The organism is Candidatus Palauibacter sp., assembly GCF_965237495.1.
Lineage (GTDB): Bacteria > Gemmatimonadota > Gemmatimonadetes > Palauibacterales > Palauibacteraceae > Palauibacter.
On sequence record NZ_OZ250143.1, the window covers coordinates 1,169,151 to 1,193,642 of the forward strand.

Genomic DNA, 24,492 nt, shown 5'->3' on the forward strand with positions numbered 1-24,492 from the left:
GGCGACGTCCTTTCTCCGGGTTTGCCCCCGGATCCGCTGTGATTGGTCAGCTGAAAGGTACGTCGCCTCCCTTTTTACACACCTTTTGTTCCTACCTCGTGATCGCAGTGGTCTTCGACAGATCGGTAAGCCCGATCACGACATCACCACGTTGGTCCATCCAGTATCCGGCAAATTCCGGTACGGTTTTGCTGATCTGGAAGAAACGTTTGTCGATCCCCATGAGATCGTTTTCGGTCACGTCCGCGAGGAGCGCCGCGCCGTCGGTCTCGATGGGAGTTTGTACCAACGCGGGTCTCGCGGATTCCGGTTCCGTGAGATCGTGATCACTGAAACACGCCTCGGTCTCGAGCGCGATCAGAACCACAACGATTGACCCGACCACTCGATGCAGTGGCCACCACCGTCGCTTTCGCGACCCTTCCGGTTGGTTCGACATCGAACTCCCTCCATGTGAGAGAAGACATCCATACAACGCGTCATCACGTGGAAGGAAACAGGATACGGCTCCGAGCCCCTCCCGTGTCACCGGTCTTGCGAGGCCTAGAGCCATTACAGAACCGGCACTCCTATCGTGTCACGGCATGCCGGCCCGCAATAGAGGGAAAACCCTGGAATTCGTGAGGGAAATCCCCCTCAAGCCATACCGGGAAAACCCCTACACGCGGACTCCGAGCGCAAGATCATCGCGAGAATCCACATTGGCCAACCCGACGGGGTCGTGCCGCGCCGACCGTCGGGAGAATGGGCGGTCGCCTGTACAACGGTAGGACTGTCGGAAGGGTTGGTGGGCCCCTCCCGCGCGGGGGGGGGGGACTCCCCACCGTTCATCAAGGGGTCCAGATCTTGCGGTACTGCCGGCCCGGCGGAGCGGCAGTACCGGCCGAAGGCCGAGGAGTGGTCAGGCGGCATGTTGGGCTCGCGGGTGGTTGGGATCGTAGCGGGTCTGCGTCCTGAGCATGGCGCAGGCTACGGCCAGGAGGCGGTCGGCCACGGAGCGGAGCGCGCGGGCGTGGCCGTGGCCGCGCGCGCGGAGGGCCGCGTATTTGGCTTTGCTCACGGGGTCGTGCTGGACGGCGACTCGGGCCCAGTGGTACACTGCGTCGCGCAGGCGGGGGTGGGCGGCGAGGCGGCGCACGACGAGGATCGACTTGCCGGATCGCCGCGTGACGGGGGCCACCCCGCACAAGCGGAGCGCTTGGTAATCGCGTCTGCGCAAGGGTTGGGTCGCCTCGGCGAGGAGCGTGGCGAGCACGGTCCGGCCGACTCCGGGCATGGAGGAGAGGATCGTGACGTCGCGCTGCCCGCCGGGCGGCTCGGCCCCGGCGTCCCCGCCATCGGCCAACCTCCGGAGCAAGCGTCCGATTTCGCGCCGGGCGCCGCGGAGTTGCCGCTGCGCGAGGCGGAGACGTTCCGACGCACTACGGATGTGGGCCACGGCGGCCTCGGTCGTTCCCGGAGCGACCGGAACCGGCGTCGCGCGCAGGAGTTCCAGCACCCGGTCCGCGGTGATGCGCCGGATCCGGTGGCGCTTGAGGAACCGCTCGACCTCGCGCACGCGGTTGGCCAGCCGCGCACGATCGCGCGTGAGTTCCCCGGCGCTGCGCGACCACTCCCTGAGTTCCACCACGGTCGGATCCACCGGGTCGATCCTGCGCAAGCGGTGGCGGTCGGTCCTCAAGGCGTCGGCGAGCACGCGGGCGTCGCGGCTGTCGTCCTTCGCCCCGGCCGGGGAGAAGCGGTCGCGGAAGCGGTCGAGTTGCTTCGGGTTGACCGCGTAGACCGGATAGCCGCGGTCCATGAGGCTCTCCACCACCGGGCCGTGCGGGACCTCGATCGCCACCGGGACATCTTCGGCGGCGGCGCCCGTCCCGGCCACGATCCACTCGGCCATCTCCGCCAGCCCAGCCCCGCAATGGCGGAACGTACGTTCGCGCCTCATCGCCCCGTCCGGGCCCACGACGCAGACGTGGTGCGTCTCCGAGGCCCAGTCGACGCCGACGAAGAGGATGGGCTCTCTTACCATACTCCCTCCCGGTTGACGGTTCGGCGGTCGCCCCGATGCCTGCCTGTCCCTGTACTGGCGCTCGATGGCGCAACTCCCCACTGGGCATCCATCGCGGCTCCGGGCGCGGGTACGAGTCCCCCCCAGGTGCTCGGCGGCACGGGGGGCGCTTGGTTACTCCGCGCCCGGTCCGCCCATACTGTCAATCTACTCCAACCGGGTGTGAACTTCGCCAACGAGGGCTCCAAAGGGGTACAGGGGGCGCTGAACGGCCTAGCGCTCGTCCTCGGCCCGCAGGAGCCCGGCCTCAAGAGCGAAACGCACGACGTCGCGCCGATTGTGGAGTCCGAGTTTGGCCTTGGCGCGGGCGAGATAGCCCTCGACGGTCTTGGGACTGAGACGCATCTCCTTGCCCGTCTCGCCGGCCGAAAAGCCGCTCGCGTACAGCTCGATCGCGGTAACCTCGCGCGGCGAGAGCACGTCGGTTCCCCGTTTGTGGTCCGAGGCGTCCTGTGCCTTCCGCCGCGCGAGCAGGGCAGCCGCGTGCCGGGGCAGGTAGGAGTGCCCGCGTGCGACGGCCTCCACGGCCCCGACGAGATCGGTGTCGGCGGCGGATTTGTTCAGAAAGCCCGCCGCGCCGGCGTTCAGGGCGGGTACAAGGTACTCATCCTCGTCGTGGATCGTGACAACCAGGACCTTCGCTCCGAGTCCAAGTTCGGTGATTCGCCGCGTCGCCTGGACGCCGTCCATCCCCGGCATCGCCAGGTCCATGATGACGATGTCCGGCTCCAGGGTCCGAGCCTTCTCCACGGCTTCCTCCCCGGACGATGCTTCACCCACGACCTCCACCCCCTCGGTTGTCTCGAGCAACGCCTTCAGGCCGGCACGCACCACCGGGTGGTCGTCGACCAGGAGTACCCTCACCACCGTGCGGAATCCCCCTCGTCTTCCGCACCCATGATCGGCACGGTGGCCCGAACCGCGGTTCCCTTGCCGGCGGAGGTCCGCACGGTAACGTTGCCCCCGACGAGCGCGGCTCTCTCACGCATGGCGACGAGGCCGACGTGACTCCGGTCCGGTTCCGCGACGGAATCCTCCAACTCGAACCCGCACCCCTCGTCGCGGATCTCCGCGATGACCACGTCGCCCGCCGACCGGAGCGTCACCGTGGCTTCGTTCACGCGCGCGTGCCTCGCCGCGTTGGTCACGGCCTCCTGAACGATCCGGTACAGGGCCAGCGCAGCGGCCGCGTCCACTTCGTCGTCCACGCGATCGAGGCTGGCGTTGACCTCGAATCCGTACATATCCCGGATGTCGCGAAACACCGAACCGAGAGCGGCGGAAAGACCCTGATGATCGAGTGCTGGGGGAAGCAGCTCCCGAATCATCCGCTTCACCCCTCGGATCGTCTCGTGGATCTCGCCCGCGACCAGCGCCCGCATCCGCTCCCTGTCCTCCTTGCTCGTCTCGTCCGCCAGCAGCTTCACCCGGATCTTGAGGGCCACGAGGGACTGGAGGAATCCGTCGTGAAGCTCGCGGGAAAGACGCTTCCGCTCGTTCTCGGCCGCCGTCACCATCATCTTGGACACGCGGCGCATCCGCTTCCAGCCCGCGATGTCACGGACCGTGCAGATCACGTGTTCCTGCCCGGATCCCCGTTTCCCGGGGCTCAGACTGATCTCCACCGGGATCGTCGTGCCGTCCTTGCGCAACGCCGACAACTCGAGGCGCCCTGTCCCATGGGCCGCGCCCGCGGCGCCTGGCCGTAGCGTCGACGGTGCTGCTCGTGCCCACTGCGACTGGAGGTGGGAACCAGCCGTTCCACGCCGGAACCCACCATCTCCTCTCGGCTCCATCCGAACATCGCGAGCGTCTGCGGGTTGATGTCGCGGATCACCCCGTCGGGGTCCACGATGAGAAGGAGCCTCGTCTGCACCGAGAGGTCACGGAGCATCGGTACTCGCCGTTTGGCCTACGGCTTGCTAGTTCGCTCGGTCAAATAGACGACCCAATCGGTCATGAGCCGCCGCCGCCGCTCGAACAGGTCCGTGCGCCGGTACGCCGCCTCGACCTGGTTGCGCACTTTGTGTGCCAGCGCCGCCTCCGCCACCTCGCGCGGATGATCCGTCTCCTCGGCCGCCCAGTCCCGAAAGCTCGACCGGAACCCGTGCGGCACCGCCTCGATCCGGGCCACCTTGAGTAGGTGCCAGATGGCGGTGCGCCCGAGCGGCGCCCCGCGCACGCCCGGAAAGATGATCGGCCCGCCCCGACCGAGTCGGCGCGTCTCCTCCAGAATCTCGAGCGCACGCCCGCTCAAGGGCACCCGGTGCTCCCGGTTCCCCTTCGTCCGCCGGGCCGGGATCGTCCACACCCCCTCGGCCAAATCGATTTCCGTCCATACCGCACCGCGCACCTCGTTCGAACGCGTGGCCGTCAGCACCAGGAACTCGAAGGCCAACTTCACCGCCGCCCTCCCGTTCGACGCCCGAACCGTTTCGATGGCCGACGCCACCTCGCCGTGCGGCAGCGCCGCCAGATGTTGCGTGCGGTCCGCCTGCGCTCCGAGCACCGGACCGATCCGGTCGCACGGGTTGTCGGGCCTGAGGCCCATCGCCACGGCCCACTCCATGACCGCGCGCATCCGCTGGCGCAGCTTCCGGGCCGTGGCCGCCTTCTCGTGCCACATCGGGGCCAGGATCCCGATCACGTCGGCGCTGGTCACCTCCGAGACCGGCATCTCGCCGATCCGGGGCAGGACATGGCGCTCAAGGCTGTTCAGCCACACGTGCGCGTGCCGGGTGGAGCGCCAGCCCGGCCGGAGTTGCTTCCAGACCCGCTGGGCCGTCTCCTCGAAGCTGGGCATCGACTCGGTCCGCCGCCTGTCGGCCAGCGGGTCGCCCCCCTCGCGCGCCACCTTCCGGTTCGCGAACGCCTTCTCGCGCGCTTCCTTCAGGGAAACCAGGGGATATCCGCCGAGCCCGAGTTCGGTTCGCCGGCCTCGGATCGTGATCCGCTGGATCCATCCCCGGCTTCCCGTGGGCCGGACATCGAGATAGAGGCCGTTGCCGTCGCAGTACCGTCCGGCCTCGCTTACGTTGCGGACGAAGGCGGGCGAGAGCGCGTTCTGGGGATGCCGGCCCTGTGGCTTGCGTTGCGGAGGTCGTGTTGGGAGCGTCATACCTACCAATCTACCCGCCACGACGTGCTGGATGCAAGGGAATGAAGTCAGCCGGCTTGGGATGAGGTGGATGCTCTTATCTCGCGATAAAGCAATAGATTCAAGTCATTCGTGGACGTTATGGGATCCGGATGCACAACACAGGTAGATTGCAAGATACAGCCCCGCGGGAACGTCCGTTCAGCGCGCGGCTTGCACCGTGAAGCCGAAGTCGCCGCGGATCGTGTGGCCGTCCTGGGCCATGGCGCGCCACATGACCTGGTAGTCGCCGGCCGCCAGCGGCTCACTCACAGTCAGGACGACGACGGTCGGATCGTCCTCTTTGGCGGTCGCCGCCTCTAGTTCCATGGGCTCGCCCCCACTGGGCAGGAGGCGAACCGATGTTCCGGCCATCTGCGGCGCCTGCGTGAACCAGAGCGTCACCGTCTCCGGGCTGGTGCTCACCGTCTCATCCTTCTTCGGAGACGACTCCTTCAGCGCGAGGTGGGGGCTGGCGGCAGCGGTCACGATCGCCATGCAGATCGCGATACCGGCGAGTGTGGCCGGGGTTCTCGTATTCCTCTTCATATTCGTCTTCATATGACTTCGCTTTTCTCCAGCCTTCGGGAGCCGCGGCATCCGCACGACGCCCGGCCCAAAAACGCTACGGAAGCCTTCGGGGGCAGGCAACCTCCCGAAGCGTCCGTCGCTTGACCGGCCGATTGCGTCCTCTTCATGTTCAGCGCCCGCCCGCCGGCGTCGGTCCGGCGGGGAGTATCGATCCGTTCTTTCCGGTCTTCGAGAGGTCTCTGATGAGAAAAGAGCGCCAGCGGTCCATCACACCGATCCGTGGTTCCTCCCTTCCCGCGCTCGCCCTCGCCGCCGGTTTGGCCGCGGGAGGCTGCGCGGAGGCCGGCGGCGGAGCGGCGGACACGACCGAGTGGAAGAACATCGCCGGCAACGACATGGGCCAGCGCTATTCGTCGCTCGACCAGATCGACGCGGAGAACTTCGAGAACCTCGAGGTCGCCTGGACCTGGGACGGGTCGGACTACCCGGCCGTCAACGCGCGCGCGACGCCGATCTACGTGGACGGGATGCTGATCTCCGTGGCGGGCGAGAAGCGGCACACCTACGCGATCGACGCGGGCACCGGCGAGAAGATCTGGGAGTACGTGGAGCCCGAGACCTTCCGCTGGGAGTACTCGATGCGGAAGAACCACGGGAAGGGCGTCGCGTACGGCGAGATCGACGGCCGGCCCGTCGCCTATCTGGTGAGTCCGGCCTTCTTCCTGCACGCGCTGTGGGCCGATACAGGGGAGCACGTGGAAGGCTTCGGCGCGCCTGTCGGCGTGGACGGGTTCCCGGACTCCGGCGTCGTCGATCTGCTCGCGGGGCTGGGCCACGAGTACGACCCGTACGACGGCATCCCGCTCGAGACGGGCTACATCACGAGTTCCCCGCCCGCGATCGTCGTCGACGGCGTGATCGTGGTCGGGAACTCCGCCGAGCAGGGCTACAACCAGTCGCGCCACGAGAACGTCCCGGGCGACCACCTCGGCTACGACGCGCGGACGGGCGACTTCAAGTGGAAGTTCAACGTCCTCCCGGGACCGGGCGAGTTCGGTCACGAGACGTGGGAGAACGATGCCTGGTCGTGGACGGGCGACATCTCCTCGTGGGCACCACTGTCGGCGGATGAGGAGCGGGGGATCGTCTACATCCCGACCAACGGGGCCACGCAGGACTTCTGGGGCGGCTTCCGGCCCGGGGACAACCTGTTCTCGACGAGCCTGATCGCGCTGGATGTCCAGACGGGAGAACGGGTTTGGCACTATCAGCTCGTGCACCACGACATCTGGAACTACGACACGCCGCAGATCCCCGTACTCATGGATGTGACGGTGGACGGGGAGGAGATCCCCGCCGTCGTGCAGGTCACGAAGCAGGCCTTCGCGTACGCGTTCAACCGGGAGACGGGCGAACCGATCTGGCCGATCGAGGAGCGGCCCGTGCCCGAGGGCCTGATGCCGGGCGAGGCGCTGTCGCCGACGCAGCCGTTCCCGACGCGGCCGGCCCCGTACGACATGCAGGGGCTGACGCACGACGACCTGATCGACTTCACGCCGGAGTTGCGGGAGGCCGCGATCGAGGCGCTCGAGGACTACGTGATCGGGCCGCTGTTCACGCCGCCGCTGCACCGGGACAACGACCTCGGCAAGGTGGCCTCGCTGTGGTGCCCCGGAGATGTCGGAGGGACGAACATCGACGGCACGCCGGCGGCGGCCCCGGAGACGGGGATCCTCTACGTGACCTCGCAGAAGGGCTGTGGGTCGCGGATCATGGTGCCGGGCGAGGAGCGGGACGCGCGGGAGGCCGCCCCCACGGGGACGACGATCAGCAAGTTCGCGGTCGGCGGTTTCGCGGGCGTGCGGCGGGTGCGGGGCCTGCCGCTGTTCAAGCCTCCGTACAGCCGGATCACGGCGATCGACATGAACACGGGCGAGCACCTGTGGTGGATCCCGGTGGGAGACACGCCGGGCCGGGTGCTGGAGCATGAGGCGCTGGAGGGGATGGACATCCCGAACACCGGGACGGGGCGACAGGCGGCGCAGATCGTCACGAGCGCGCTGCTCATGTACACGGGGGAGGGAAGCGACGGGACGTCCTATCTGTACGCCGTGGACAAGGCGACGGGCGAGCGGCTGGGGCAGGTGGCCCTCCCGGCGCAGCCGCGGTACGGGATGATGACCTACATGCACGAGGGCAAGCAGCACGTCGTCATCCAGGCCCCGAACACGCTCGTCGCGCTGCGCCTCGCCGACTAGTCGGGACTCGCCCGGGCGAAACGTCCTCGCCCCGCTCGTGTGACGTTTCGCTCCTCCGGGGCGTCCAACAGGCATGGTGAATTCCGCTCGGATCTGGTGCGCGGTGGCCGTCACCTGCCTGGGGTGCGCGTCTTCCGCCGCGGCCCAGACGATCAGGGGCACGGTGCGCGAGACGGATGGCGGCCCGCTCATCTCCGGAGCCTTCGTCAGCCTGCTGGACAGCTCGGGCCAGGCGGTGCGGGCCGACTTCACGACGGTGGAGGGCGCCTTCTCGTTCGCGACGCCCGGCCCCGGGGAGTTCCACCTCCGCGTGGAGCGCATCGGCTACGCCACCTGGGTGACCGAGCCCTACGCAGTCACGACGGGGCAGATCCTTCCGGTCACGGTCGAAGTCCCGCCACGACCCATTCGGCTCCGCGACCTCCGCGTGGAGGTGAGCGGAGCCTGCTACGACGATCCGAGCCAGGGGCATGCGCTGGCGACGGCCTGGGAAGAGCTGCGCAAGGCGCTGGAGACCGCGGTGCGGGCCGAGCAGCGGGGCGAGCTGAGGTTCACCTTCACGCGCTGGGATCGCATCCTCGAGCCCCGGACCCTCGCGGTCCGCGAGGCGACGAGTCGCATGTATCGGCACAGGCCGCTTCCGCCCTTCGAGAGCGTGCCCGCCGATCAACTCGTGGAGTCCGGTTTCGTCGTCCAGATGGCGGACTCGTCGGAGTACCGCGCGCTCGACGCGAACGTCCTGCTCTCGCAGGAGTTCCGCGCGGCTCACTGTTTCGGCCTGCAACGGGCGACCGTCGGGGGCGTGCCCAAACTCGGCATCACGTTTCGCCCCCGCGAGCGGCGGCGGGTCGTCCAGATCGAGGGAACGCTGTGGCTCGACGAGGAGAGCGCGGAGCTTGACCGCGTTCAACTCTCCTACCGCAATCTCCCGGTGGCGCGCCGCGTAGACCGTCGATTGATCGGTGCCGAAGTCGTGTTCGACCGACTTCCGGAGGGTCCGTTCTACGTGACGGACTGGTGGATTCGGTTCCCGTTCCACGAGGACGGGTCCTTCACGGGTTACAAGCAGGGGGGCGGCGCGGTGAAGCGCGCCGCGGCGGGCGACCTGTCATGGGAGATGGGCCACGGGGTAGCGGTCGGAATCGTGCGCGACAGCGTGAGTCGCGACCCGCTACCAGGGGCGGATGTGATCCTCCGCGACTGGGAGGACGCGGCGGCCTTCCTTCCGCCGCCCGATCCGGCGGATACGCCGTTCAGCACGATGACCGACGATGAGGGCCGGTTCGTCGTGGGGGGACTTCCGGACGGGGTCTACGCGCTGCGTGTGGACCACCCGAAGCTGCGGGCGGCGGGCGTGCGACTGAACGAGACTCGCGTGGTCATCGAAGAACGGATTGTGGTGGAGCGGGAGGTCTGGACACCGTCCGCCGAGACCCTCTATGCGCGGGTCTGTCCCGGTTCGTCCCTGTCCGAGGGCGTGGGTGCCGTGGTCGGCATCGCCCGTGACGCGGCGGCGGGCCTGCCCGTCCCGGGGGTCGAGATCGAGGCCCAGTGGCGCGTGCGCCTCGGTCGGGGATCGGCGCGTGGCGTCTACGCGTCCGCGGTGTCTGACGATGAGGGCCGGTTCGCGATCTGCGGCTTCCCGCTGGACGGGCCGGTTCGTCTACGGCCTTTGGGGACCCCTCACGCCGTCCAGTTCGAGCCGGACGCCCGCGTGGTCTGGCAGGACGTGCCTGTAGCCTCGGGGTCGTGCGCGGACCCCGTCACGGATCAGTCCGTGGACGGGCGGCGCGACTTCAGATAGTCGAGGAGCAGGTTCGACATCGCCCGCATGCCGATCGAGATCGAGGCGTCGTCCGCCCGGAAGTCGGGCGTATGATGGCCGCCCGAGCCGAGTTCGGGGTTCACCGAACCCAACCGGTAGAAGAAGCCGGGCACCTCGTTCGCGAAGTAGGCGAAGTCCTCGCCGCCCATCGTGGGGTCGATGACGAGCACGTTCTCCTCGCCCACGATCTTCGCGAGCGTCGGCGCCATCTGCGCGGTGAGGCCGAGGTCGTTGATCGTGGCCGGCGTGCCGCGGTCGTAGTCGAGCACGTAGCTGCCGCCTCCCGCCCGCGTGATCCCGTCGAGGATCTCATCCATCCGCCGCTCGACGGCGTCCCGCACGTCGGGGTTGTAGGTCCGGACGGTGCCCTCGAGCCACATCTCCTGGGGGATGATGTTGAAGCGCTGGCCGCCCCGCATGACGCCGACCGTGATCACGCTGGGCTCGAGCGGCGACAGGTTGCGGGAGCGGATGGTCTGGAACGCGGTCACCGCCTGCGACGCCATGACGACGGGGTCGATGCTCGTGTGCGGCTGGGCGCCGTGCGCCTGCTTGCCGATGATCCGGATCTTGAAGTGGTCGACCGCCGCGAGCGCCGGCCCCGGCGTGTAGCCGAGCGTCCCCACGCCCATCTCGGAGAAGGTGTGGAGCCCGAAGACGGCGGACGGAACGACGCCCTCCAGCGCCCCCTCGCGGACCATCAGATCGGCGCCACCCTCCTCGCCGGGGGGTGGACCTTCTTCCGCCGGCTGGAAGATGAACTTGATCGTGCCGGGGATCTGGTCGCGCATGGAGGCGAGGACCGACGCGACGCCCAGTTGGACCGCGGTGTGCACGTCGTGGCCGCAGGCGTGCATGACTCCGACCTCCTGGTCGCCGTACTCGGTGCGCACGGTGGAGGCGAAGGAATACCCCGTGTTCTCCGTCACGGGGAGGGCGTCCATGTCCGCGCGCACCGCGACCACGTCTCCGGGGAGGCCGCCCTTGAGGATCCCGATGACGCCGGTGTGCGCGACCCCCTCGATCACCTCGTCGAAGCCCAGCTCTCGCAGGTGTTCCGCGACCATGGCCGCGGTCTCGAACTCGCGGTTGCCGAGTTCGGGGAACTGGTGGATCTGATGGCGCATGTCGGTGATCTGGTCGATCACGCGATCGATGGCCGCGTCCACGGCGGGATCCTGCCCCGCCAGCGGGGTGACGAGCGCTCCGGCGAGGAGCGATACGGTCCACAGCGTGCCAGGTGTGAGCATGTTCTGTCCTGGTTCTGGATTCACACGGGTCGGCCGTCGGGGCCCGGGGGCCCGCACGGGGCGATGAACGTTGTCCGTCGCAGGCCACCAGGCAACGGCACGCGGCCGTCGGCGCGAGTTGGCGCCAGCGGCCGGCGCTGCTCGCTGGCGGCGTCGAGTGCGCGGGGCGAAACTTGACACGCGCGGCCGGAGTCAGGCTTGGGGGAGGAATGTCCATGCGCAGGGAATCGACCACGAAGTCGGCACAGGCGATCGTGTGGCTCGCGGGACTCGCCTCGTGCACCTCGTTCACCGTACGGCCGGGCGACCCCGGGCCCGGGGGCGATCGCGTACCCGCGCCCATCGTGGCCCCCGCCGGAGCACCCGGCGAGGAGCCGCGGATCACGACGAGCGGCGACATCGGAGTGGAACCCCGGAGGCCGCGGGACTTTGCGTTCTCCGCCCTCCACGAACTCCTCCGCCTCCAGGACTCGTATCACCGGCAGCACGCCGAGTACGCGAGGTTTCTCGAGGACCTCGATTTCCGCGGGAGGCCAGGCGTGAGCGTGCGGATTGTGCGCGCGACCCAGGACGGGTGGTCGGCCCTCGCGAGGGTGGCGCAGGTCAGGCTGGAGTGCGCGATCTTCCAGGGACGGGTGGCGTCGCCGCGGCCGTACGCGGCCCGCGCAGGCGAGCCGGCCTGTAGCCCGTGACCTCGCCCCCGTCCGCTCCGCTCTGAGTGCCATCAGATCTCTCGCTTGCGTCCTTTTCCCGTCCCGTTCGTCTTACAGGGCAGAAGACGACGACGGAAAACGAATCGAATGCCAATCAACGGAGGCTGTGACATGCGACTGCAACTCGCCCTCAACGTGAGGGACATCGACGAGGCGGTGGACTATTACGGAAAGCTGTTCGGTGCGACGCCGCACAAGCGCCGCCCGGGGTACGCGAACTTCGCCATCGACGCGCCGCCGCTGAAGCTGGTGCTGTTCGAGAAGCCGGACGCGGACGAGCGTCTGAACCACCTCGGCGTGGAGGTTTTCGACGGCGCGCTGGTCCGCCAGGCCGGCGACCGCCTGGAGGCGGCCGACATCCTGACCGAAGTGGAGGAAGAGACGGTGTGCTGTCATGCGACGCAGACGAAGGTCTGGTCTCATGAACCGCAGGGCCTTCGCTGGGAGTGGTACGTGGTCACGGACGACGCGCCCGATGGCCGTGCTCTGATCGACCCGGCGCCGGCCGCCTGCGCCACGGACTCCGAGGACTGCTGTGCCTGATGGCGTTTCCGGGGACGCCATGCCCGCCTGGTCCGAGTTCCGGAGCCGACTGCGGCGCCACGTGGGCGGTCGCGGCGAGCAGGCGCCCGCCGTCCCCCGACACCGGCCGGTCGCTCCGTGAGGGTTGCCGTCGTCGGGGGCGGCGTGATCGGGCTGTGCGTCGCCCACTATCTCGAACTCGGCGGCGCCGAGGTCATCCTCGTCGAACGGGACCGGATCGGGGGCGGCTGCTCGGAGGGGAACGGCGGCTGGGTGTGTCCGTCGATCTCGCGGCCGCTGCCGGCCCCGGGTCTGACGCTGACGTCGCTCCGCTGGCTGCTGCGCTCGGACAGCCCGCTCTACATCAAGCCGGCGGCGATCCCGCGGCTCACGGGATGGCTGTGGGCCTTTCGCGGCTACTGCAACGCCGAGAGCTACGCGGCGGGCGTCGCGGCGCTCGCGGCGCTCAACGCGACGACGGATCCGCTGTACCGGGGCCTCGCGGAGGACGGGGTGGCGTTCGAGCAGGCGGAAGCGGGGACGATCCTCGCCTACGACGGCGAGAGGGAACTCGAGCAGGCGGCGGGGCTGCTGGCGAAGCTGGGCGAGGAGCGGGTCGGTCGGGTCGACAGGCTCGGCCGCCGGGCGCTCAGGGAGGCCGAGCCGAGTCTGCGGGGCGACCTGTTCGGTCTTCACGTGCGTGGCGATACGCACGTGCGCCCGGAGTCGCTCTGCGCCGGGCTCGCCGCGAGCCTGGAGGCCCGCGGCGTCCGCATCCTGGCGGACGTGGGGGTCGTCGGTTTCGCCCGCGAAGGCCGCCGCGTCCGGGTGGCGCTGACGGCCGGGCCCGCCGCCGGCGGAGCGGCGACCGGCCGGCCACCGGGCGAACCGATCGAGGCGGATCTGTTCGTCGTCGCGACGGGGGCCGAGACCGGCACCCTCCTGGGCATGCTCGAGAGCAGGCTCCCCGTGGAGGCGGGGAAGGGATACAGCATCACCGTCCGGGACGCGCGGGCCCGGCTGCGGCAGCCCGTGCACGTGGCGCCGGCCAGGATCGGCTTCACCCCCTTCCGCGGGGCGTTGCGCACGATCGGCACGATGGAGTTCTCGGGCATCAACCAGCACCTCGACCGGCGCCGGATCGCGCTGCTGGAGCGGGCCGCGCGACGCTACCTGCCCGGCGCCCTGGACGGAACGGCGCGGGTCGACTGGGTCGGCATGCGGCCCGTGCTGCCGGACGGCCTGCCGGCCATCGGTCGGCTGCCCGCCCTCGACAACGCCTATGTGGCGACCGGCCACCAGATGCTCGGCGTCACGCTCGCCCCGTCGACGGGTCGGGCGCTGGCGCAACTCGTGCTGGAGGGCCGGTCCGACATCGACCTCACCCCCTTCGATCCGGCCCGCTTCGCCTGACGTTGGGCCCCGCGGGTTGACCGCCCGCGGGTTGACCGCCCGCGCCACTCGATGAACACTGTCCACCGATCGACGGATCCCCCCGCACCAGGGCAGCCCGAGTGAGCAGATTCAAAGACCTGCGCGCGCACCTGCGAGCGATCCGCACGCTCATCAGGGGCGTGACGCGCGGCCTCCCCACACTCGAGGCGGCGGACGATCCCTACGAGTTGTTCGACCGCTGGTTCAGGGACGCCGGGGCATCGGGGCTGCTGCTCCCGGAGTCGCTGGCGCTCGCCACGGCAAGCGCCGATGGACGGCCTTCGGCCCGCATGATCCTTCTCAAGGGCGTGGGCCCCGACGGGTTCCGCTTCTTCACGAACTACGGGAGCCGCAAGGCGGCTGAACTGGACGCGAACCCACACGCCGCGCTCTGCTTTCACTGGTCCGTGCTCCAGCGGCAGCTGCGGATCGAGGGCCGGGTCGAGCGCCTTTCGACCGAGGAGTCCGCGGCGTACTTCGCGTCCCGGGGGCGCGGAAGCCAGATCGGCGCGTGGGCTTCAGACCAGAGCCGTCCGATCCCCGACCGCACAAAGCTGGAGGTGCAGGTGGCGGAGATCGAAGCCCGGTTCGCCGGGAAGGACGTCCCGCTGCCCGACTTCTGGGGCGGATACCGCCTCATCCCCGATCGCTTCGAGTTCTGGCAGGGTCGCGCGAACCGACTGCACGACCGTCTCGCCTACACGCCCCGAGACGGCGGCTGGGAGATCACCCGCCTCCAGCCGTAGGAACCGCCGAGGCGGGTTAGCCCAGGAGTCCGAGGCCGGCCAGTAGGACGAGCCCCACCGCGACCGGAACGATGAAAAGCATGACGGGAGCCCACGCGCCGGTGATCCGGAAGCGGCCCGCGCCCTGATTCGTCTCCGTCCGAAAACGCTCGAACCCCCACGCCGTCGCCACGTAGAGCGAAATCAGGAGCCCGCCCAGGGTGAGGAAGAGGTTCCCCGATACGTAGTCCGCGAGTTCGAACAGGCCGCGGCCGCCGATCCGGACCGCCGCCCACGGCCCGCCTCCGAGCGCGATCGGGACGCCGGCGAGCAGGATGATCGCCAGTACCGTCCACGCCGATCGCCTGCGACTCCAGCCGAACGAGTCCATGGCGCTGGCCGCCAGCGATTCCAGCAACGCGAGGCCGGACGTGAGCCCCGCGATGAAGACGAAGAAGAAGAAGAACGCCGCCGCCACCTCTCCCGCCGGCAGACGGCCGAACAGCCCGGTCATCGTGACGAAGAGCAGCCCCGCTCCCTGGTCCGGCTCCAGTCCGAACGCGAACAGGGCGGGGAACATGACGAAGCCCGCGAGCACCGCGGCGAGCGTGTCGAAGGCCACGATCGTGGCGGCGCTCCCGGGAATGTCGCTCTTCCGGGGGTGGAGATAGCTGCCGAACACGAACGCGCCCATCATCCCGACCCCGATCGAGTAGAAGGCCTGTCCGAGCGCCGCGAGCCACGTCCCGGGGCCGACGGCCGAGAAGTCGGGCGCCAGGTACCACCGCACTCCCTCCCACGCCCCCTCGAACTGGAGCGAGACGATCCCGAGCCCGATGAGGAACAGGAAGAGGACGGGCATCAGCAGCCGCGCCGCGCGCTCGATCCCGCGCCGCAGCCCCCGGGTGATGATGAAGCCCGAGAGCAGCATCACGGGGACCGTGTACGCCAGGACCAGGCCCGGGCGTCCGGTGAAGGCGGCGAACGACTCGGCTGCGGCCTGCACGCTCCCGGCCCCGTACCCGCCCTGGAAGGCGCGGACGAAATAGGCGGCGATCCAGCCCATGATGAGCTGGTAGTAGGCCATGATGAGGAACGCGGCGCCCAGGCCGAGCCAGCCGATGAGGCGGAAGGGGCTGCGCCCCGCCAGCTTCCGCATCCCCGCGAGCGGCGTCGCCTGCGCGCGGCGCCCGAGGCTCATCTCGGCCGTGAACAGGGGGATCCCGATCAGCACGGCGAGGAGGACGTAGATGAGGAGGAACGCCCCGCCGCCGTTCTCGCCGACGAGATAGGGGAATCGCCAGATGTTCCCGAGACCCACGGAGAATCCGGTCGTGGCGAGGACGAAGCCCAGACGACTTCCCCAGCGTTCGCGGACTGCCTTCATGGTCTCACCCGTTGGCGCATCGCCGTCGAAGTCGAAAAGACATGGCGGAGTTGCCCGCGCTCGGGGACGCTCCCAGAGTAACCTGTCCACGAGGAGGTGTGCGATGCCGGGAAGGAGCGACCCCTGAAATACGACCTCCGTACGCTCCGCGGAGATATGTTCGGCGCCCTCACCTCGGCGGTCGTCGCGCTGCCCGTGTCGCTGGCCTTCGGTGTCGCGTCGGGCCTCGGGGCGGCCGCCGGCCTGTATGGGGTGATCGCGGTCGGCTTCTTCGCCTCCGTGTTCGGCGGCACGCGCTTCCAGATCTCCGGCCCCACCGCTCCCATGACCGTCGCCATGGCGGTCATCGTCACGACGCACGCTTCCACGCTCGGCGAAGCCTTCACGGTGGTCGTGCTGGCGGGACTCATGCAGGTGGTGCTGGGGTTTCTGGGGGCGGGCCGTTTCGTCGTCTACACCCCGTATGTCGTGATCTCGGGCTTCATGACCGGGATCGGGATCATCATCATGCTGATGCAGGCGCTGCCCTTCCTCGGCGCTCCCACCGCGACGGGAGGGGCCATGGGCGCGATCCGGGCGCTCCCCGATGCGATCGGCAGCATGAACGTGAGCGCGGTCGCCGTCGCTGCGGCGACGCTCGTGGCCGGCGTCCTCTGGCCCCGGCGGCTGTCGCGGCTCCTCCCCGGGCCCCTCGTGGCGCTCGTGGTCGGAACGCTGCTCGGCGTGCTCTGGCTGACCGACGTGCCGATCATCGGCGAGATCCCGACCGGCCTGCCGGGGATCCAGTTGGGTCTGCCCTCCACCAGCTTCCTCGCGAGCGCACTGCAGCCGGCGTTAATCCTCGCCCTGCTCGGATCCGTCGACAGCCTTCTGACGTCGCTCGTCGCGGATTCTCTCACCGGCACGCGCCACAACTCGAACCGGGAACTCGTGGGGCAGGGGATCGGAAACATCGTCTCCGGGATGTTCGGCGGCCTCCCCGGCGCGGGTGCCACCATGGGCACCGTGGTCAACATCCGCGCCGGGGGCCTCACGCGGGCTTCCGGCGCGTTGCGCGCCTTCTTCGTCCTCGCTGTGCTGCTGGGGCTGGGCCGGCACCTCGAACCGATCCCCCACGCCGTCCTCGCCGGCATCCTGATCAAGGTCGGGTGGGACATCATCGATTGGCCCCTCCTCCTGCGTATCCACCGGATCCGGCGCGACCACCTCTTCGTCATGGTGATGACCCTGGGCCTGACGGTGTTCGTGGATCTGGTCACGGCGGTGGCGATCGGCCTCATCATCGCGGGCATGGCCCACGCGCGGCAGCTGGAGGGCCTCGATCTCGACAACGTGCTCTCCGTCCCTCTCCTGGACCGGACGTTCTTCGCCGGACTCGAGGGCGCGTCCACGATGGACGAGTACTCGGCCAGGGTCGGCCTCGTGCAGCTTCGGGGCGCCTTCACCGTCGCATCGTCCCACAAGCTGGTCGACGTCATCGGAAAGGACATCAGGGAACACGAGGTCGTCCTGTTCGATTTCTCCAAAGCGACGTACCTCGACGACAGCGCGGGCATGCTCATCGGACAGCTTCTCGACGTGGCGGCGAAGGGGGACACCGAGGTCATCGTGACGGGGGTGTCGGGCGCCGTCGCGAAGACGCTGGAAACTCTCGACATCCTGGCGGCCGTAGGGGAGGGTCAGGTCGTCGACACGCTGGACGAGGCGCGGGAAGTCGCCCTCGGCCTCCTCAGAGCCTGATCGCCGGATACCCCCGTCTTCTCAGGCTCACTTGAAACCCTTCCGGTCGGTCCTACGTGATCGGTAGGGAGCCGAGGCCGAGTCCCGCTACGCCGAGGAGAGAGCAAGGACGATGACTGCCCTGACTACGGCTATCCAACAAGCAGAAGCTGCCGCATCTCCCTTCTCCGTAATCGACGAACTGGTACGGCTACTTACAATCGGCGCGTACGCAGTCATCGTGTCTTGCGTCATTACCGTAATCCTGCTCGTCCTCATTCTGCGGAATTGCGTATTGCTTCGAAGGGCTATGACGACCGAGTAACATGCGTCCTCGACTGAAGGAGTTGTCGTGATGGGAAAGATTCTCTTCGGAGCGGGCGTGCTCACCGGCATCTTCGCTGCCGGCCATGGTCTACAGGGTCAGGATGTTCCGCTGGCGGCCGACTTTCCCGAGGTGTACCGCGTCGGCGGGTTCGACGCCCCCGAATGGGCGGAGTTCAGCACGTCGCCGCGCGTGAGCTTCGACGGGGCGGGCCGGCTGTACGCCCTGGACGGCTCTGCGGGGAACGTCGTCGTGATCGACCCGCTCGGGTCGCTGGTCCGCATCGTCGGCGGGCCGGGGGAGGGGCCGGGAGAGTTCAATCAGCCCGGTGCCTTCGTCGTCTGGCCGGATGGGCGCCTCGCCGTCGCCGATCTTGGCCACAACGCCTATCAGGTATTCGGCCCCGACGGCGAGTTCGAGCGATTCGTCCGCATGGGGAGCGGGAACGACATGTTCAGCGGCGTCTCCAACATGCGCTTCGGGCTCCGACCCGATCCGGCCGGGCTGGCTGTCGTAGCAAAGGGCGTCCCTTCACGACTCGGTGCGTTCACGAGCCTCATCGGTGAACTCGCCGGCGCGGAAGCCGCGGACGAGGGGGGTGTGGACGACAGGTGACTTGAACGGCTCTCTCTCGGTGGTGAGGAGGTAGTCGCCGAGACGATCCTCGAAGCGTGGCGCCCACCCGCCGAGGGCGACGAACCGGAGGACCTGTCGCTGTCCGATCTCAGCGACCCTTCGTCCATGTTCGGCATGATGATAGGCGGCGAGAGATGGTTCGAACCGGACCTCCTCTGGGACCTCCTGCCGGACGGCGCGATCGCCTACTCGGACTCCAGCTCATACAAAATCAGGGTGGCGGATCGTACGGGGCGGGTGACGCGAACCCTGGGCCGCCCGCTCGTCCCGGAACCCGTCACGCGGCGGATCCAGTCGGCCATGCGCGATCACGAACTGCAGAGCCTGGAGGAGGGGTCAGGCGGGGGCTTTTTCGGCGGCCTGGGCGCGTCGGGGGCGGAAGGGGTACCGTCGGATTTCCTGGATCAGATGAAGGAGGCGGCCCGCGAAGAGATCGAGAACCGCGAGTTCTTCGAGGAGATCCCCGTACTGTCCGTACTGCGGGCGACGTGGGACGGAACCCTCTGGATTCAGCGGCGCGGGGAGGAGCCGTGGGACGCACTCGGCCCCATCGACGTGATGCGCGTGGACGGCGAGTACGTGGGGACGTTCGCGGTCGGCGCCACCGAGATGCCCGCCGCGTTCGGGCCGGACGGCCTGGTCGCCTTCATCGAACTCGACGAACTCGACATCCCCAGCATCGTAGGCCGGAGGTTGCCGGCCGCCGTTCGGTGAACCCCGCCACTGCCACGACCGGGGCGTGGGGCGACGAGCCGGCTCAGGGAGCCGGTGCCGACTCCGTGACGGCGACGACGCCGCAATTGGTCAGGAGGCGCTGGGCGTCGGCCTTCCCCGAATCCGAGGGGGCGATCTGGTTCTCGCCCTGCTCTTCCTCGTCGTCGAGCCCGCTGATGAGCCCGATGTCGTGATCCGCGACGCGCGAGGCGACAACCCGGAGGTGGGTGTTCCCCGTGGCCGGGTTGTCGAACACGGTCGCCGTGAGGATGTCGTGATGGGCGGCGCCGGTAAAGAGTTCCTGCACGACGCCCGAGGTCTGCCTGCGGCCCCGGATGAAGCCGGCCTCCAGATTCCCGTCCTCGATGTTGTAGTCCATGAGGTTGAGTTGCGCGACCGCGCAGCGGTACGCGGTCTCGAGCCCGGGCGGGGCGACGCCCTGGAAGGAGACGGGCGCGGTGGCGCAGCCCGCCAGCGCAACGACGGCGAGGATCTGGACGGATATCTTCATGGTCCCCCAACTTCGGGGCACGCCGCCCTCATCGCCAGTTGCAGCCAGTCGCACGTCCGACAGGGAGCTTTCGACCACATGACGCCCCGATCCCGCCGCATCGTTCTGCCCGCCGCCGCGCTGTCCGCGGCCCTCGCCCTGGTTCTGGCTCCGAATGCGACCCACGCCCAAGGGACGCCGAAAGTCCTCGTGATCGGGATCGACGGCGTGCGCCCGGACGTCCTGGCGGAGGTGCCCACTCCGGTCATGGACTCGCTCGCCGCGAGCGGCTGGCACACGACCGGGACCCAGACCACGACCCCGTCCGTGAGCGGGCCCTCATGGTCCTCCATGCTGACCGGCGTCTGGCCCGAGAAGCACGGCGTGACCGACAACGGTTTCGAGGGGCGGCGGTACTCGGAACACCCGGATTTCCTGACGCTGGTCGAGCGGGAACGCCCCGAACTCACGACTTTCGCCGCCGTCGACTGGCTCCCTCTCGCCTCTCTCGAGGGAGGCGGTCCGGCGCTCTCGATCGCGATCGATACGCTCGTCGCCGTGGACGGATATGACTCCGACACGGGCGCCGAGTCCACCTGGCAGGCGGTCAGCGCGGAGAACAGGAGACACGTTGCGGCGCGGGGTTTCATGCAGCCTCCTCAAGCTCCTCGAGCGGTCGACCACACGGTCGACACCGCGCTGTCTTCCGACAGTTGCACGACCGCGGGCACCGCCTCCGCCCGGATGCTGGCGGGAGGGGCCGATGTCGCGCCAGTTTGGGGCAGGGAAGACTCACACCAGCCAACGGGGGATGAGATGTCCGAGATGAATCGTCGCGGTTTCATCGGCCGGGGCCTGAGCCTGGGCGCGGCGGCGGCCGTCGCGGGGTCCGTGCCGGCGCGGGCGTCAGCCAGCGGCACCGGGCCGTCGCTCCGGTCGAGCGGGCGGGCGACGACGCCGATGATGATCACGAGCCATACGAACGACACGGGCCGGCGCGCGGCCACCGCGGCGTGGCAGGTTCTCTCGGGCGGCGGCGTGGCGATGGACGCCGTCGAGCGCGGCGCGAACATCGTCGAACTCGACCCCGACGGGACGGGCGTGGGCTGGGGCGGCCTCCCCAACGCCGACGGCGTCGTGCAGCTGGACGCGTCGGCGATGGACGGGGCCACGTACAACGCGGGTTCGGTGGCCGGCATCGAGGGGATCCGCACCCCCGCCTCGGTGGCCCGTCTCGTGATGGAGCGCACCGATCACGTCATGCTGATCGGCAACTACGCCCAGCAGTTCGCGGTCGGCTTCGGGTTCGAGGTCCAGGACCTCATGACGCCGAAGTCGCGCGAGATCTGGCTACGCTGGCGCGAGCGGCTCTCCGACACCGACGACTGGGGCCCCCCGGACCACCTGCGGCGTCCCGGCGGCGGCGCGGGCGGCGGAGGCCGCGCGGACGCCGGCTTCCAGGGCTTCGGCGAGGACGCGATCCGGCGCGAGGCGGAAGAGTGGGCCGAACTGCTCGACCTCCCCGGCCGCGACGGTCCCGACCGAGACTACGTCCTCGCCGAGGCGCTGATCCACCGCTACGGGACGACGAACGTCCTCGCCGTCGACGCGCAGGGGAACGTCTCCGGCATCACGACGACGAGTGGACTCGCGTGGAAGGTCCCCGGCCGGGTCGGCGACTCGCCGATCATCGGCGCCGGGCTCTACGTCGACAACGATGTCGGCGCCGCCGCCGTAACCGGACGGGGCGAGGACGTGATCAAGTCGTGCGCCGGGTACTACATCGTCTCCCGCATGGGCGCCGGTCGCACCCCCCAGCAGGCGTGCGAGGACGCGGTCGGGATGATCCGGCACAAGTACCGGAACGTGGCCCCCGACTTCATCCCGTCCGAGAAGTTCGTCGCGATCAACAAGGAGGGGGACCACGGCTGCGCGTGGATGCCCTTCCGCGACACGCCGCCGCGCATGACGGTGGCGAACGAGGACGGAATTCACACGTACGAGGGCGTCAGCGTCGCCGACTGACGGCTCAAGCGGCTCGATCCTCGCGCCCGGCGTGGTCATCAGGGAAGCGGCACTCGAGGACGTCGACCGGCTCGCGCCCCTGTTCGACGGTTACCGACAATTCTACCGGCAGCCGTCGGATCCCGAGGGCGCGCGCCGGTTCCTGGCCGAGCGCCTCGGGGCCCGAGAGTCGCGCGTCTTCGTCGCGGAGGCCCCGGAGGGAAGGGCGGTGGGTTTCGTCCAGCTCTTCCCCTCCTTCTCCTCGGTCTCGATGAAGCGGCTCTGGATCCTGAACGATCTCTTCGTCGCGCCTGAAGCGAGACGGACCGGGGTGGCGCGCGCCCTCATGGAACGCGCGCGGCAACTCGCGGTCGAGACCGGAGCCAAGGGCCTGATTCTCGAGACCGAATCCCATAACGCGCCCGCGAAGACGTTGTACGAGGAACTCGGCTGGGAACTGGACGGCACCCACCACTACGAGTTGCAGGTCTGAGTTCGGGCCGCCGGGTGCGAACTGGACTCGTGCTTCCCGCGTTCGTGCCGCTGGCCTGCCTGATGGCCGCGCTCTCCGCGCCGGACCTGCGCCTGGCTCTCTCGCTGGGAGAGGCACCCCCGACCGCCGGCATGCCCATCGTCCTGGAGCTGGCCGCCACCAACGATGGCGAAGCTCCGCTCGTCCTCGACTTCCCCGACGGGCAGCGCTACGACTTCGAGGTGTTCTCGGAGGACGGCGCCTCCGTCTGGCGTTGGGCCGAGGGCATGTTCTTCACCATGATGCTGGGCCGGGAGAGGCTCGATCCCGGGACTTCGCTGCGCTGGACCGAGCGGATCGCGGACGGGTTGCCGGCCGGCGTCTACCGCGTGCTGGCGACGCTGACTACGGTTGAACCGCACACCATCGAGGGCACACTCACCGTCCTTCAGTGAACTCGCCAACCGCGATCCCGGAAGATGATGACAATTGAGTGAGATGACGCTGGCCGCGCGTCCCGCCGCGCTCGAACCCGACCTCCTGGACTCCGTCTCCTTCGACGCGGGCTGGGCGATGCTCGAGCGGTTCTCGACGCTGGTGCGCGAGTCCGGGAGCGAGGACGAACACGTCGCGGCCGATTACATCGCCGCCGAGTTGGCCCGGATGGGCGTGCCGTTCGAGATGCACGAGCCCGACCTCTATCTCTCGCTCCCCCGCGAATCCTCGGTCGAATGGAGCGGGGGCTCGATGCGGGCCAAGCCGCCGTCGTTCGCGGTGCCGACGCCGGACGGCGGGCTGGAGGCGGAACTCGTATACGTGCCCGCGGCGGCCGCGACGGGCCAGCGGGATCTGTTCGCCCGGCGGCTCGGCGACGACCTGCCCGATGTGGCCGGCAAGATCGTGCTCAGCGAGGGCTACGCGATGCCCGGCATGGTGTCGGCCTTCGAGGAGGCGGGTGCGGTGGGCCAGGTCTTCATCAACCCGGGGAAGAACATCCACTGGGGGATCTGCACGTCCATCTGGGGGACGCCGACCACCCGGAACCTGCCGTCGAAGCCCTCGACGCCGGTCGCAGCCGTGAACAACCCGGACGGAGAACGCCTGAAGGCGGCCGTCGGCGAGCGCGTGCGGCTCGAGGTCCGGACGGAGGAGGGCTGGTATCCGTGCAAGCTCCCCGTGGCTCACATCCCCGGGGCCTCGGACGAGTTCATGCTCGTGCATGGGCACTACGACTCGTGGGATGTGGGGATCGGCGACAACGCGGTGGGGGACGCCACGCTGCTCGAACTCGCGCGGATCTTCCACGCGCGGGCCGGGGAGTTGAAGCGCTCGCTGCGCATCGCATGGTGGCCGGCGCACTCGACCGGGCGCTACGGCGGCTCGACCTGGTACGCGGACGCCCATGCGCTCGAACTGCGCAAGCGCTGCGTGGGGGCGATCGACATCGACTCCCCCGGATGCTGGCACGCGACGGAGTACGACGACGTGATGTGGATGGCCGAGGCGGGGCCGCTGTGCGCGCGCGCGATCGCCGACGTCACCGGGAAGACCGCGAAGCGACTGCGACCGCTGCGGGCGGGTGACTATTCCTTCAATCAGATCGGGCTCACCTCGTTCTACATGCTGCTCTCGAACATCCCGGCCGGGGAGCGGGAGGCGCTGGGCTTCTACCCGACCGGCGGGTGTGGCGGGAACATCGCCTGGCACACGGAAGACGACGTCATGGACGTGGCCGAGCGCGCGAACCTCGAGCGCGACCTCGGCGTCTACGTGGCGTCGATCGCGCGGGTCCTCGACGCGCGGGTCCTGCCGTACGACTTCCGGGAGACGGTCGCGGAGCTGGGAGGCTTCGTCGACGGCTACGTCGAGGCGGCCGGCGGACACCTCGATCTGGGTGAAGCGGGGGATGAACTGGACGGCCTCGCGGAGGCCCTGGGCGGTCTCTACGCAACGATCGCATCGCTGGAGCTGGAGGGTTCGGAGGCCGACGGCGACATGGAGGCGTTGAACGGGCTCTTCATGGAGCTCTCGCGCATCCTGGTGCCGATCGGCTACGCGGAGGGTGGGCCGTTCGACCACGACCCGGCGCTGCCCCGCACGCCGATCCCGCGGCTGGCCCGCGTCGGGGAGCTGGCGGGTCTCGCCGAGGCGGGGTCGGAGCTGCTCCCCTTCCTGCAGAACGAACTCCGCCGCGAGGCGAACCACGTGGCGAACGGGTTCTACGAGGCCGCCCGGGCGGTGCGCCGCGTCCAGACACGGCTGGCAACATCCGGGGCCGCCGGCTGA

The 24,492-nt window shown here is 69.1% G+C and carries 23 protein-coding genes; 13 read left to right on the plus strand and 10 right to left on the minus strand.

Going from position 1 to position 24,492, the window contains the following annotated elements; all coding sequences use genetic code 11:
• Positions 1-91: 91 nt before the first annotated feature.
• From ACPXY0_RS05005 to ACPXY0_RS05035, 7 genes are all read right to left on the minus strand, one after another.
• Entirely contained in the window at positions 92-439 is a 348-nt protein-coding gene (locus ACPXY0_RS05005) for a hypothetical protein (RefSeq protein ID WP_423929048.1), read from the minus strand.
• Positions 440-901: 462 nt separating this feature from the next.
• The gene (locus ACPXY0_RS05010) at positions 902-2,026 is read right to left on the minus strand and encodes an IS110 family transposase (RefSeq protein ID WP_423929050.1); all 1,125 of its coding nucleotides are present in this window, start codon (positions 2,024-2,026) and stop codon (positions 902-904) included.
• 252 nt (positions 2,027-2,278) lie between these two features.
• Positions 2,279-2,929, minus strand: a complete 651-nt coding sequence (locus ACPXY0_RS05015; RefSeq protein WP_423929052.1) for a response regulator — start codon at positions 2,927-2,929, stop codon at positions 2,279-2,281.
• On the minus strand, positions 2,926-3,717 hold the full coding sequence (locus ACPXY0_RS05020; protein WP_423929054.1) for a PAS domain-containing sensor histidine kinase: 792 nt from the start codon (positions 3,715-3,717) through the stop codon (positions 2,926-2,928). Before ACPXY0_RS05020 ends, ACPXY0_RS05015 begins: the two co-directional genes overlap by 4 nt.
• On the minus strand, positions 3,675-3,959 hold the full coding sequence (locus ACPXY0_RS05025; protein ID WP_423929056.1) for a PAS domain-containing protein: 285 nt from the start codon (positions 3,957-3,959) through the stop codon (positions 3,675-3,677). The genes ACPXY0_RS05020 and ACPXY0_RS05025 overlap by 43 nt, the downstream gene beginning before the upstream one ends.
• Positions 3,960-3,977: 18 nt before the next feature.
• Positions 3,978-5,183, minus strand: coding sequence for a tyrosine-type recombinase/integrase (locus tag ACPXY0_RS05030; protein WP_423929058.1), 1,206 nt, complete (start codon positions 5,181-5,183; stop codon positions 3,978-3,980).
• 180 nt (positions 5,184-5,363) lie between these two features.
• Positions 5,364-5,762: a copper resistance CopC family protein gene (locus tag ACPXY0_RS05035; protein ID WP_423929060.1), complete on the minus strand. Its 399-nt coding sequence runs from the start codon at positions 5,760-5,762 to the stop codon at positions 5,364-5,366.
• A gap of 212 nt (positions 5,763-5,974) precedes the next feature.
• On the opposite strand from ACPXY0_RS05035, the gene ACPXY0_RS05040 reads away from it, so the two are divergent.
• Both ACPXY0_RS05040 and ACPXY0_RS05045 read left to right on the plus strand, forming a co-directional pair.
• Positions 5,975-7,990: a pyrroloquinoline quinone-dependent dehydrogenase gene (locus ACPXY0_RS05040; RefSeq protein ID WP_423929062.1), complete on the plus strand. Its 2,016-nt coding sequence runs from the start codon at positions 5,975-5,977 to the stop codon at positions 7,988-7,990.
• A gap of 73 nt (positions 7,991-8,063) precedes the next feature.
• Positions 8,064-9,794, plus strand: a complete 1,731-nt coding sequence (locus tag ACPXY0_RS05045) for a carboxypeptidase regulatory-like domain-containing protein (protein WP_423929064.1) — start codon at positions 8,064-8,066, stop codon at positions 9,792-9,794.
• Here the strand turns inward: ACPXY0_RS05045 and ACPXY0_RS05050 are convergent.
• Positions 9,761-11,065: a M20 metallopeptidase family protein gene (locus tag ACPXY0_RS05050; RefSeq protein ID WP_423929066.1), complete on the minus strand. Its 1,305-nt coding sequence runs from the start codon at positions 11,063-11,065 to the stop codon at positions 9,761-9,763. The two genes, ACPXY0_RS05045 and ACPXY0_RS05050, sit on opposite strands and share 34 nt — an antisense overlap.
• A gap of 215 nt (positions 11,066-11,280) precedes the next feature.
• Between ACPXY0_RS05050 and ACPXY0_RS05055 the strand changes: the two genes are divergently transcribed.
• From ACPXY0_RS05055 to pdxH, 4 genes are all read left to right on the plus strand, one after another.
• Positions 11,281-11,757, plus strand: a complete 477-nt coding sequence (locus tag ACPXY0_RS05055; protein ID WP_423929068.1) for a hypothetical protein — start codon at positions 11,281-11,283, stop codon at positions 11,755-11,757.
• 132 nt (positions 11,758-11,889) lie between these two features.
• Positions 11,890-12,321, plus strand: a complete 432-nt coding sequence (locus ACPXY0_RS05060; protein ID WP_423929070.1) for an ArsI/CadI family heavy metal resistance metalloenzyme — start codon at positions 11,890-11,892, stop codon at positions 12,319-12,321.
• 117 nt (positions 12,322-12,438) lie between these two features.
• Complete coding sequence (locus ACPXY0_RS05065) at positions 12,439-13,713, plus strand: NAD(P)/FAD-dependent oxidoreductase (RefSeq protein WP_423929072.1); 1,275 nt, start codon at positions 12,439-12,441, stop codon at positions 13,711-13,713.
• Between the two features lie 119 nt (positions 13,714-13,832).
• Positions 13,833-14,480 carry a pyridoxamine 5'-phosphate oxidase gene (pdxH, locus tag ACPXY0_RS05070; RefSeq protein ID WP_423930571.1) on the plus strand — a complete coding sequence of 216 codons (648 nt, stop codon included), beginning with the start codon at positions 13,833-13,835 and terminating at the stop codon, positions 14,478-14,480.
• Positions 14,481-14,496: 16 nt separating this feature from the next.
• Here the strand turns inward: pdxH and ACPXY0_RS05075 are convergent, their stop codons facing one another.
• On the minus strand, positions 14,497-15,846 hold the full coding sequence (locus ACPXY0_RS05075; RefSeq protein ID WP_423929074.1) for a sodium-dependent transporter: 1,350 nt from the start codon (positions 15,844-15,846) through the stop codon (positions 14,497-14,499).
• A gap of 156 nt (positions 15,847-16,002) precedes the next feature.
• On the opposite strand from ACPXY0_RS05075, the gene ACPXY0_RS05080 reads away from it, so the two are divergent.
• The 3 genes from ACPXY0_RS05080 to ACPXY0_RS05090 all read left to right on the plus strand — a co-directional run bounded on the left by ACPXY0_RS05080 (position 16,003) and on the right by ACPXY0_RS05090 (position 19,240).
• Complete coding sequence (locus ACPXY0_RS05080; RefSeq protein ID WP_423929076.1) at positions 16,003-17,586, plus strand: SulP family inorganic anion transporter; 1,584 nt, start codon at positions 16,003-16,005, stop codon at positions 17,584-17,586.
• A 334-nt stretch (positions 17,587-17,920) separates the two neighbouring features.
• Positions 17,921-18,505 carry a hypothetical protein gene (locus ACPXY0_RS05085; RefSeq protein WP_423929078.1) on the plus strand — a complete coding sequence of 195 codons (585 nt, stop codon included), beginning with the start codon at positions 17,921-17,923 and terminating at the stop codon, positions 18,503-18,505.
• 126 nt (positions 18,506-18,631) lie between these two features.
• Positions 18,632-19,240, plus strand: a complete 609-nt coding sequence (locus ACPXY0_RS05090; protein ID WP_423929080.1) for a hypothetical protein — start codon at positions 18,632-18,634, stop codon at positions 19,238-19,240.
• A 43-nt stretch (positions 19,241-19,283) separates the two neighbouring features.
• Here the strand turns inward: ACPXY0_RS05090 and ACPXY0_RS05095 are convergent, their stop codons facing one another.
• Positions 19,284-19,751, minus strand: coding sequence for a hypothetical protein (locus ACPXY0_RS05095; RefSeq protein WP_423929082.1), 468 nt, complete (start codon positions 19,749-19,751; stop codon positions 19,284-19,286).
• A gap of 78 nt (positions 19,752-19,829) precedes the next feature.
• Between ACPXY0_RS05095 and ACPXY0_RS05100 the strand changes: the two genes are divergently transcribed.
• The 4 genes from ACPXY0_RS05100 to ACPXY0_RS05115 are packed head-to-tail and all read left to right on the plus strand — an operon-like array spanning position 19,830 to position 24,492.
• Entirely contained in the window at positions 19,830-21,755 is a 1,926-nt protein-coding gene (locus ACPXY0_RS05100) for an isoaspartyl peptidase/L-asparaginase (protein WP_423929084.1), read from the plus strand.
• Between the two features lie 31 nt (positions 21,756-21,786).
• Complete coding sequence (locus ACPXY0_RS05105; RefSeq protein ID WP_423929086.1) at positions 21,787-22,227, plus strand: N-acetyltransferase family protein; 441 nt, start codon at positions 21,787-21,789, stop codon at positions 22,225-22,227.
• Between the two features lie 29 nt (positions 22,228-22,256).
• Positions 22,257-22,661 carry a BsuPI-related putative proteinase inhibitor gene (locus ACPXY0_RS05110; RefSeq protein WP_423929088.1) on the plus strand — a complete coding sequence of 135 codons (405 nt, stop codon included), beginning with the start codon at positions 22,257-22,259 and terminating at the stop codon, positions 22,659-22,661.
• A gap of 43 nt (positions 22,662-22,704) precedes the next feature.
• Entirely contained in the window at positions 22,705-24,492 is a 1,788-nt protein-coding gene (locus tag ACPXY0_RS05115; protein ID WP_423930573.1) for a M28 family peptidase, read from the plus strand.

What these genes read in the sequence shown, in the direction of transcription:
- ACPXY0_RS05005 (WP_423929048.1), bottom strand. Translation starts at nt 439, where the DNA reads ATGTCGAACCAACCGGAAGGGTCGCGAAAGCGACGGTGGTGGCCACTG.
- ACPXY0_RS05010 (WP_423929050.1), bottom strand. Translation starts at nt 2,026, where the DNA reads ATGGTAAGAGAGCCCATCCTCTTCGTCGGCGTCGACTGGGCCTCGGAG.
- ACPXY0_RS05025 (WP_423929056.1), bottom strand. Translation starts at nt 3,959, where the DNA reads ATGCTCCGTGACCTCTCGGTGCAGACGAGGCTCCTTCTCATCGTGGAC.
- ACPXY0_RS05030 (WP_423929058.1), bottom strand. Translation starts at nt 5,183, where the DNA reads ATGACGCTCCCAACACGACCTCCGCAACGCAAGCCACAGGGCCGGCAT.
- ACPXY0_RS05035 (WP_423929060.1), bottom strand. Translation starts at nt 5,762, where the DNA reads ATGAAGACGAATATGAAGAGGAATACGAGAACCCCGGCCACACTCGCC.
- ACPXY0_RS05040 (WP_423929062.1), top strand. Translation starts at nt 5,975, where the DNA reads ATGAGAAAAGAGCGCCAGCGGTCCATCACACCGATCCGTGGTTCCTCC.
- ACPXY0_RS05045 (WP_423929064.1), top strand. Translation starts at nt 8,064, where the DNA reads ATGGTGAATTCCGCTCGGATCTGGTGCGCGGTGGCCGTCACCTGCCTG.
- ACPXY0_RS05050 (WP_423929066.1), bottom strand. Translation starts at nt 11,065, where the DNA reads ATGCTCACACCTGGCACGCTGTGGACCGTATCGCTCCTCGCCGGAGCG.
- ACPXY0_RS05055 (WP_423929068.1), top strand. Translation starts at nt 11,281, where the DNA reads ATGCGCAGGGAATCGACCACGAAGTCGGCACAGGCGATCGTGTGGCTC.
- ACPXY0_RS05060 (WP_423929070.1), top strand. Translation starts at nt 11,890, where the DNA reads ATGCGACTGCAACTCGCCCTCAACGTGAGGGACATCGACGAGGCGGTG.
- ACPXY0_RS05075 (WP_423929074.1), bottom strand. Translation starts at nt 15,846, where the DNA reads ATGAAGGCAGTCCGCGAACGCTGGGGAAGTCGTCTGGGCTTCGTCCTC.
- ACPXY0_RS05080 (WP_423929076.1), top strand. Translation starts at nt 16,003, where the DNA reads ATGTTCGGCGCCCTCACCTCGGCGGTCGTCGCGCTGCCCGTGTCGCTG.
- ACPXY0_RS05085 (WP_423929078.1), top strand. Translation starts at nt 17,921, where the DNA reads ATGGGAAAGATTCTCTTCGGAGCGGGCGTGCTCACCGGCATCTTCGCT.
- ACPXY0_RS05090 (WP_423929080.1), top strand. Translation starts at nt 18,632, where the DNA reads ATGTTCGGCATGATGATAGGCGGCGAGAGATGGTTCGAACCGGACCTC.
- ACPXY0_RS05095 (WP_423929082.1), bottom strand. Translation starts at nt 19,751, where the DNA reads ATGAAGATATCCGTCCAGATCCTCGCCGTCGTTGCGCTGGCGGGCTGC.
- ACPXY0_RS05100 (WP_423929084.1), top strand. Translation starts at nt 19,830, where the DNA reads ATGACGCCCCGATCCCGCCGCATCGTTCTGCCCGCCGCCGCGCTGTCC.
- ACPXY0_RS05115 (WP_423930573.1), top strand. Translation starts at nt 22,705, where the DNA reads ATGACGCTGGCCGCGCGTCCCGCCGCGCTCGAACCCGACCTCCTGGAC.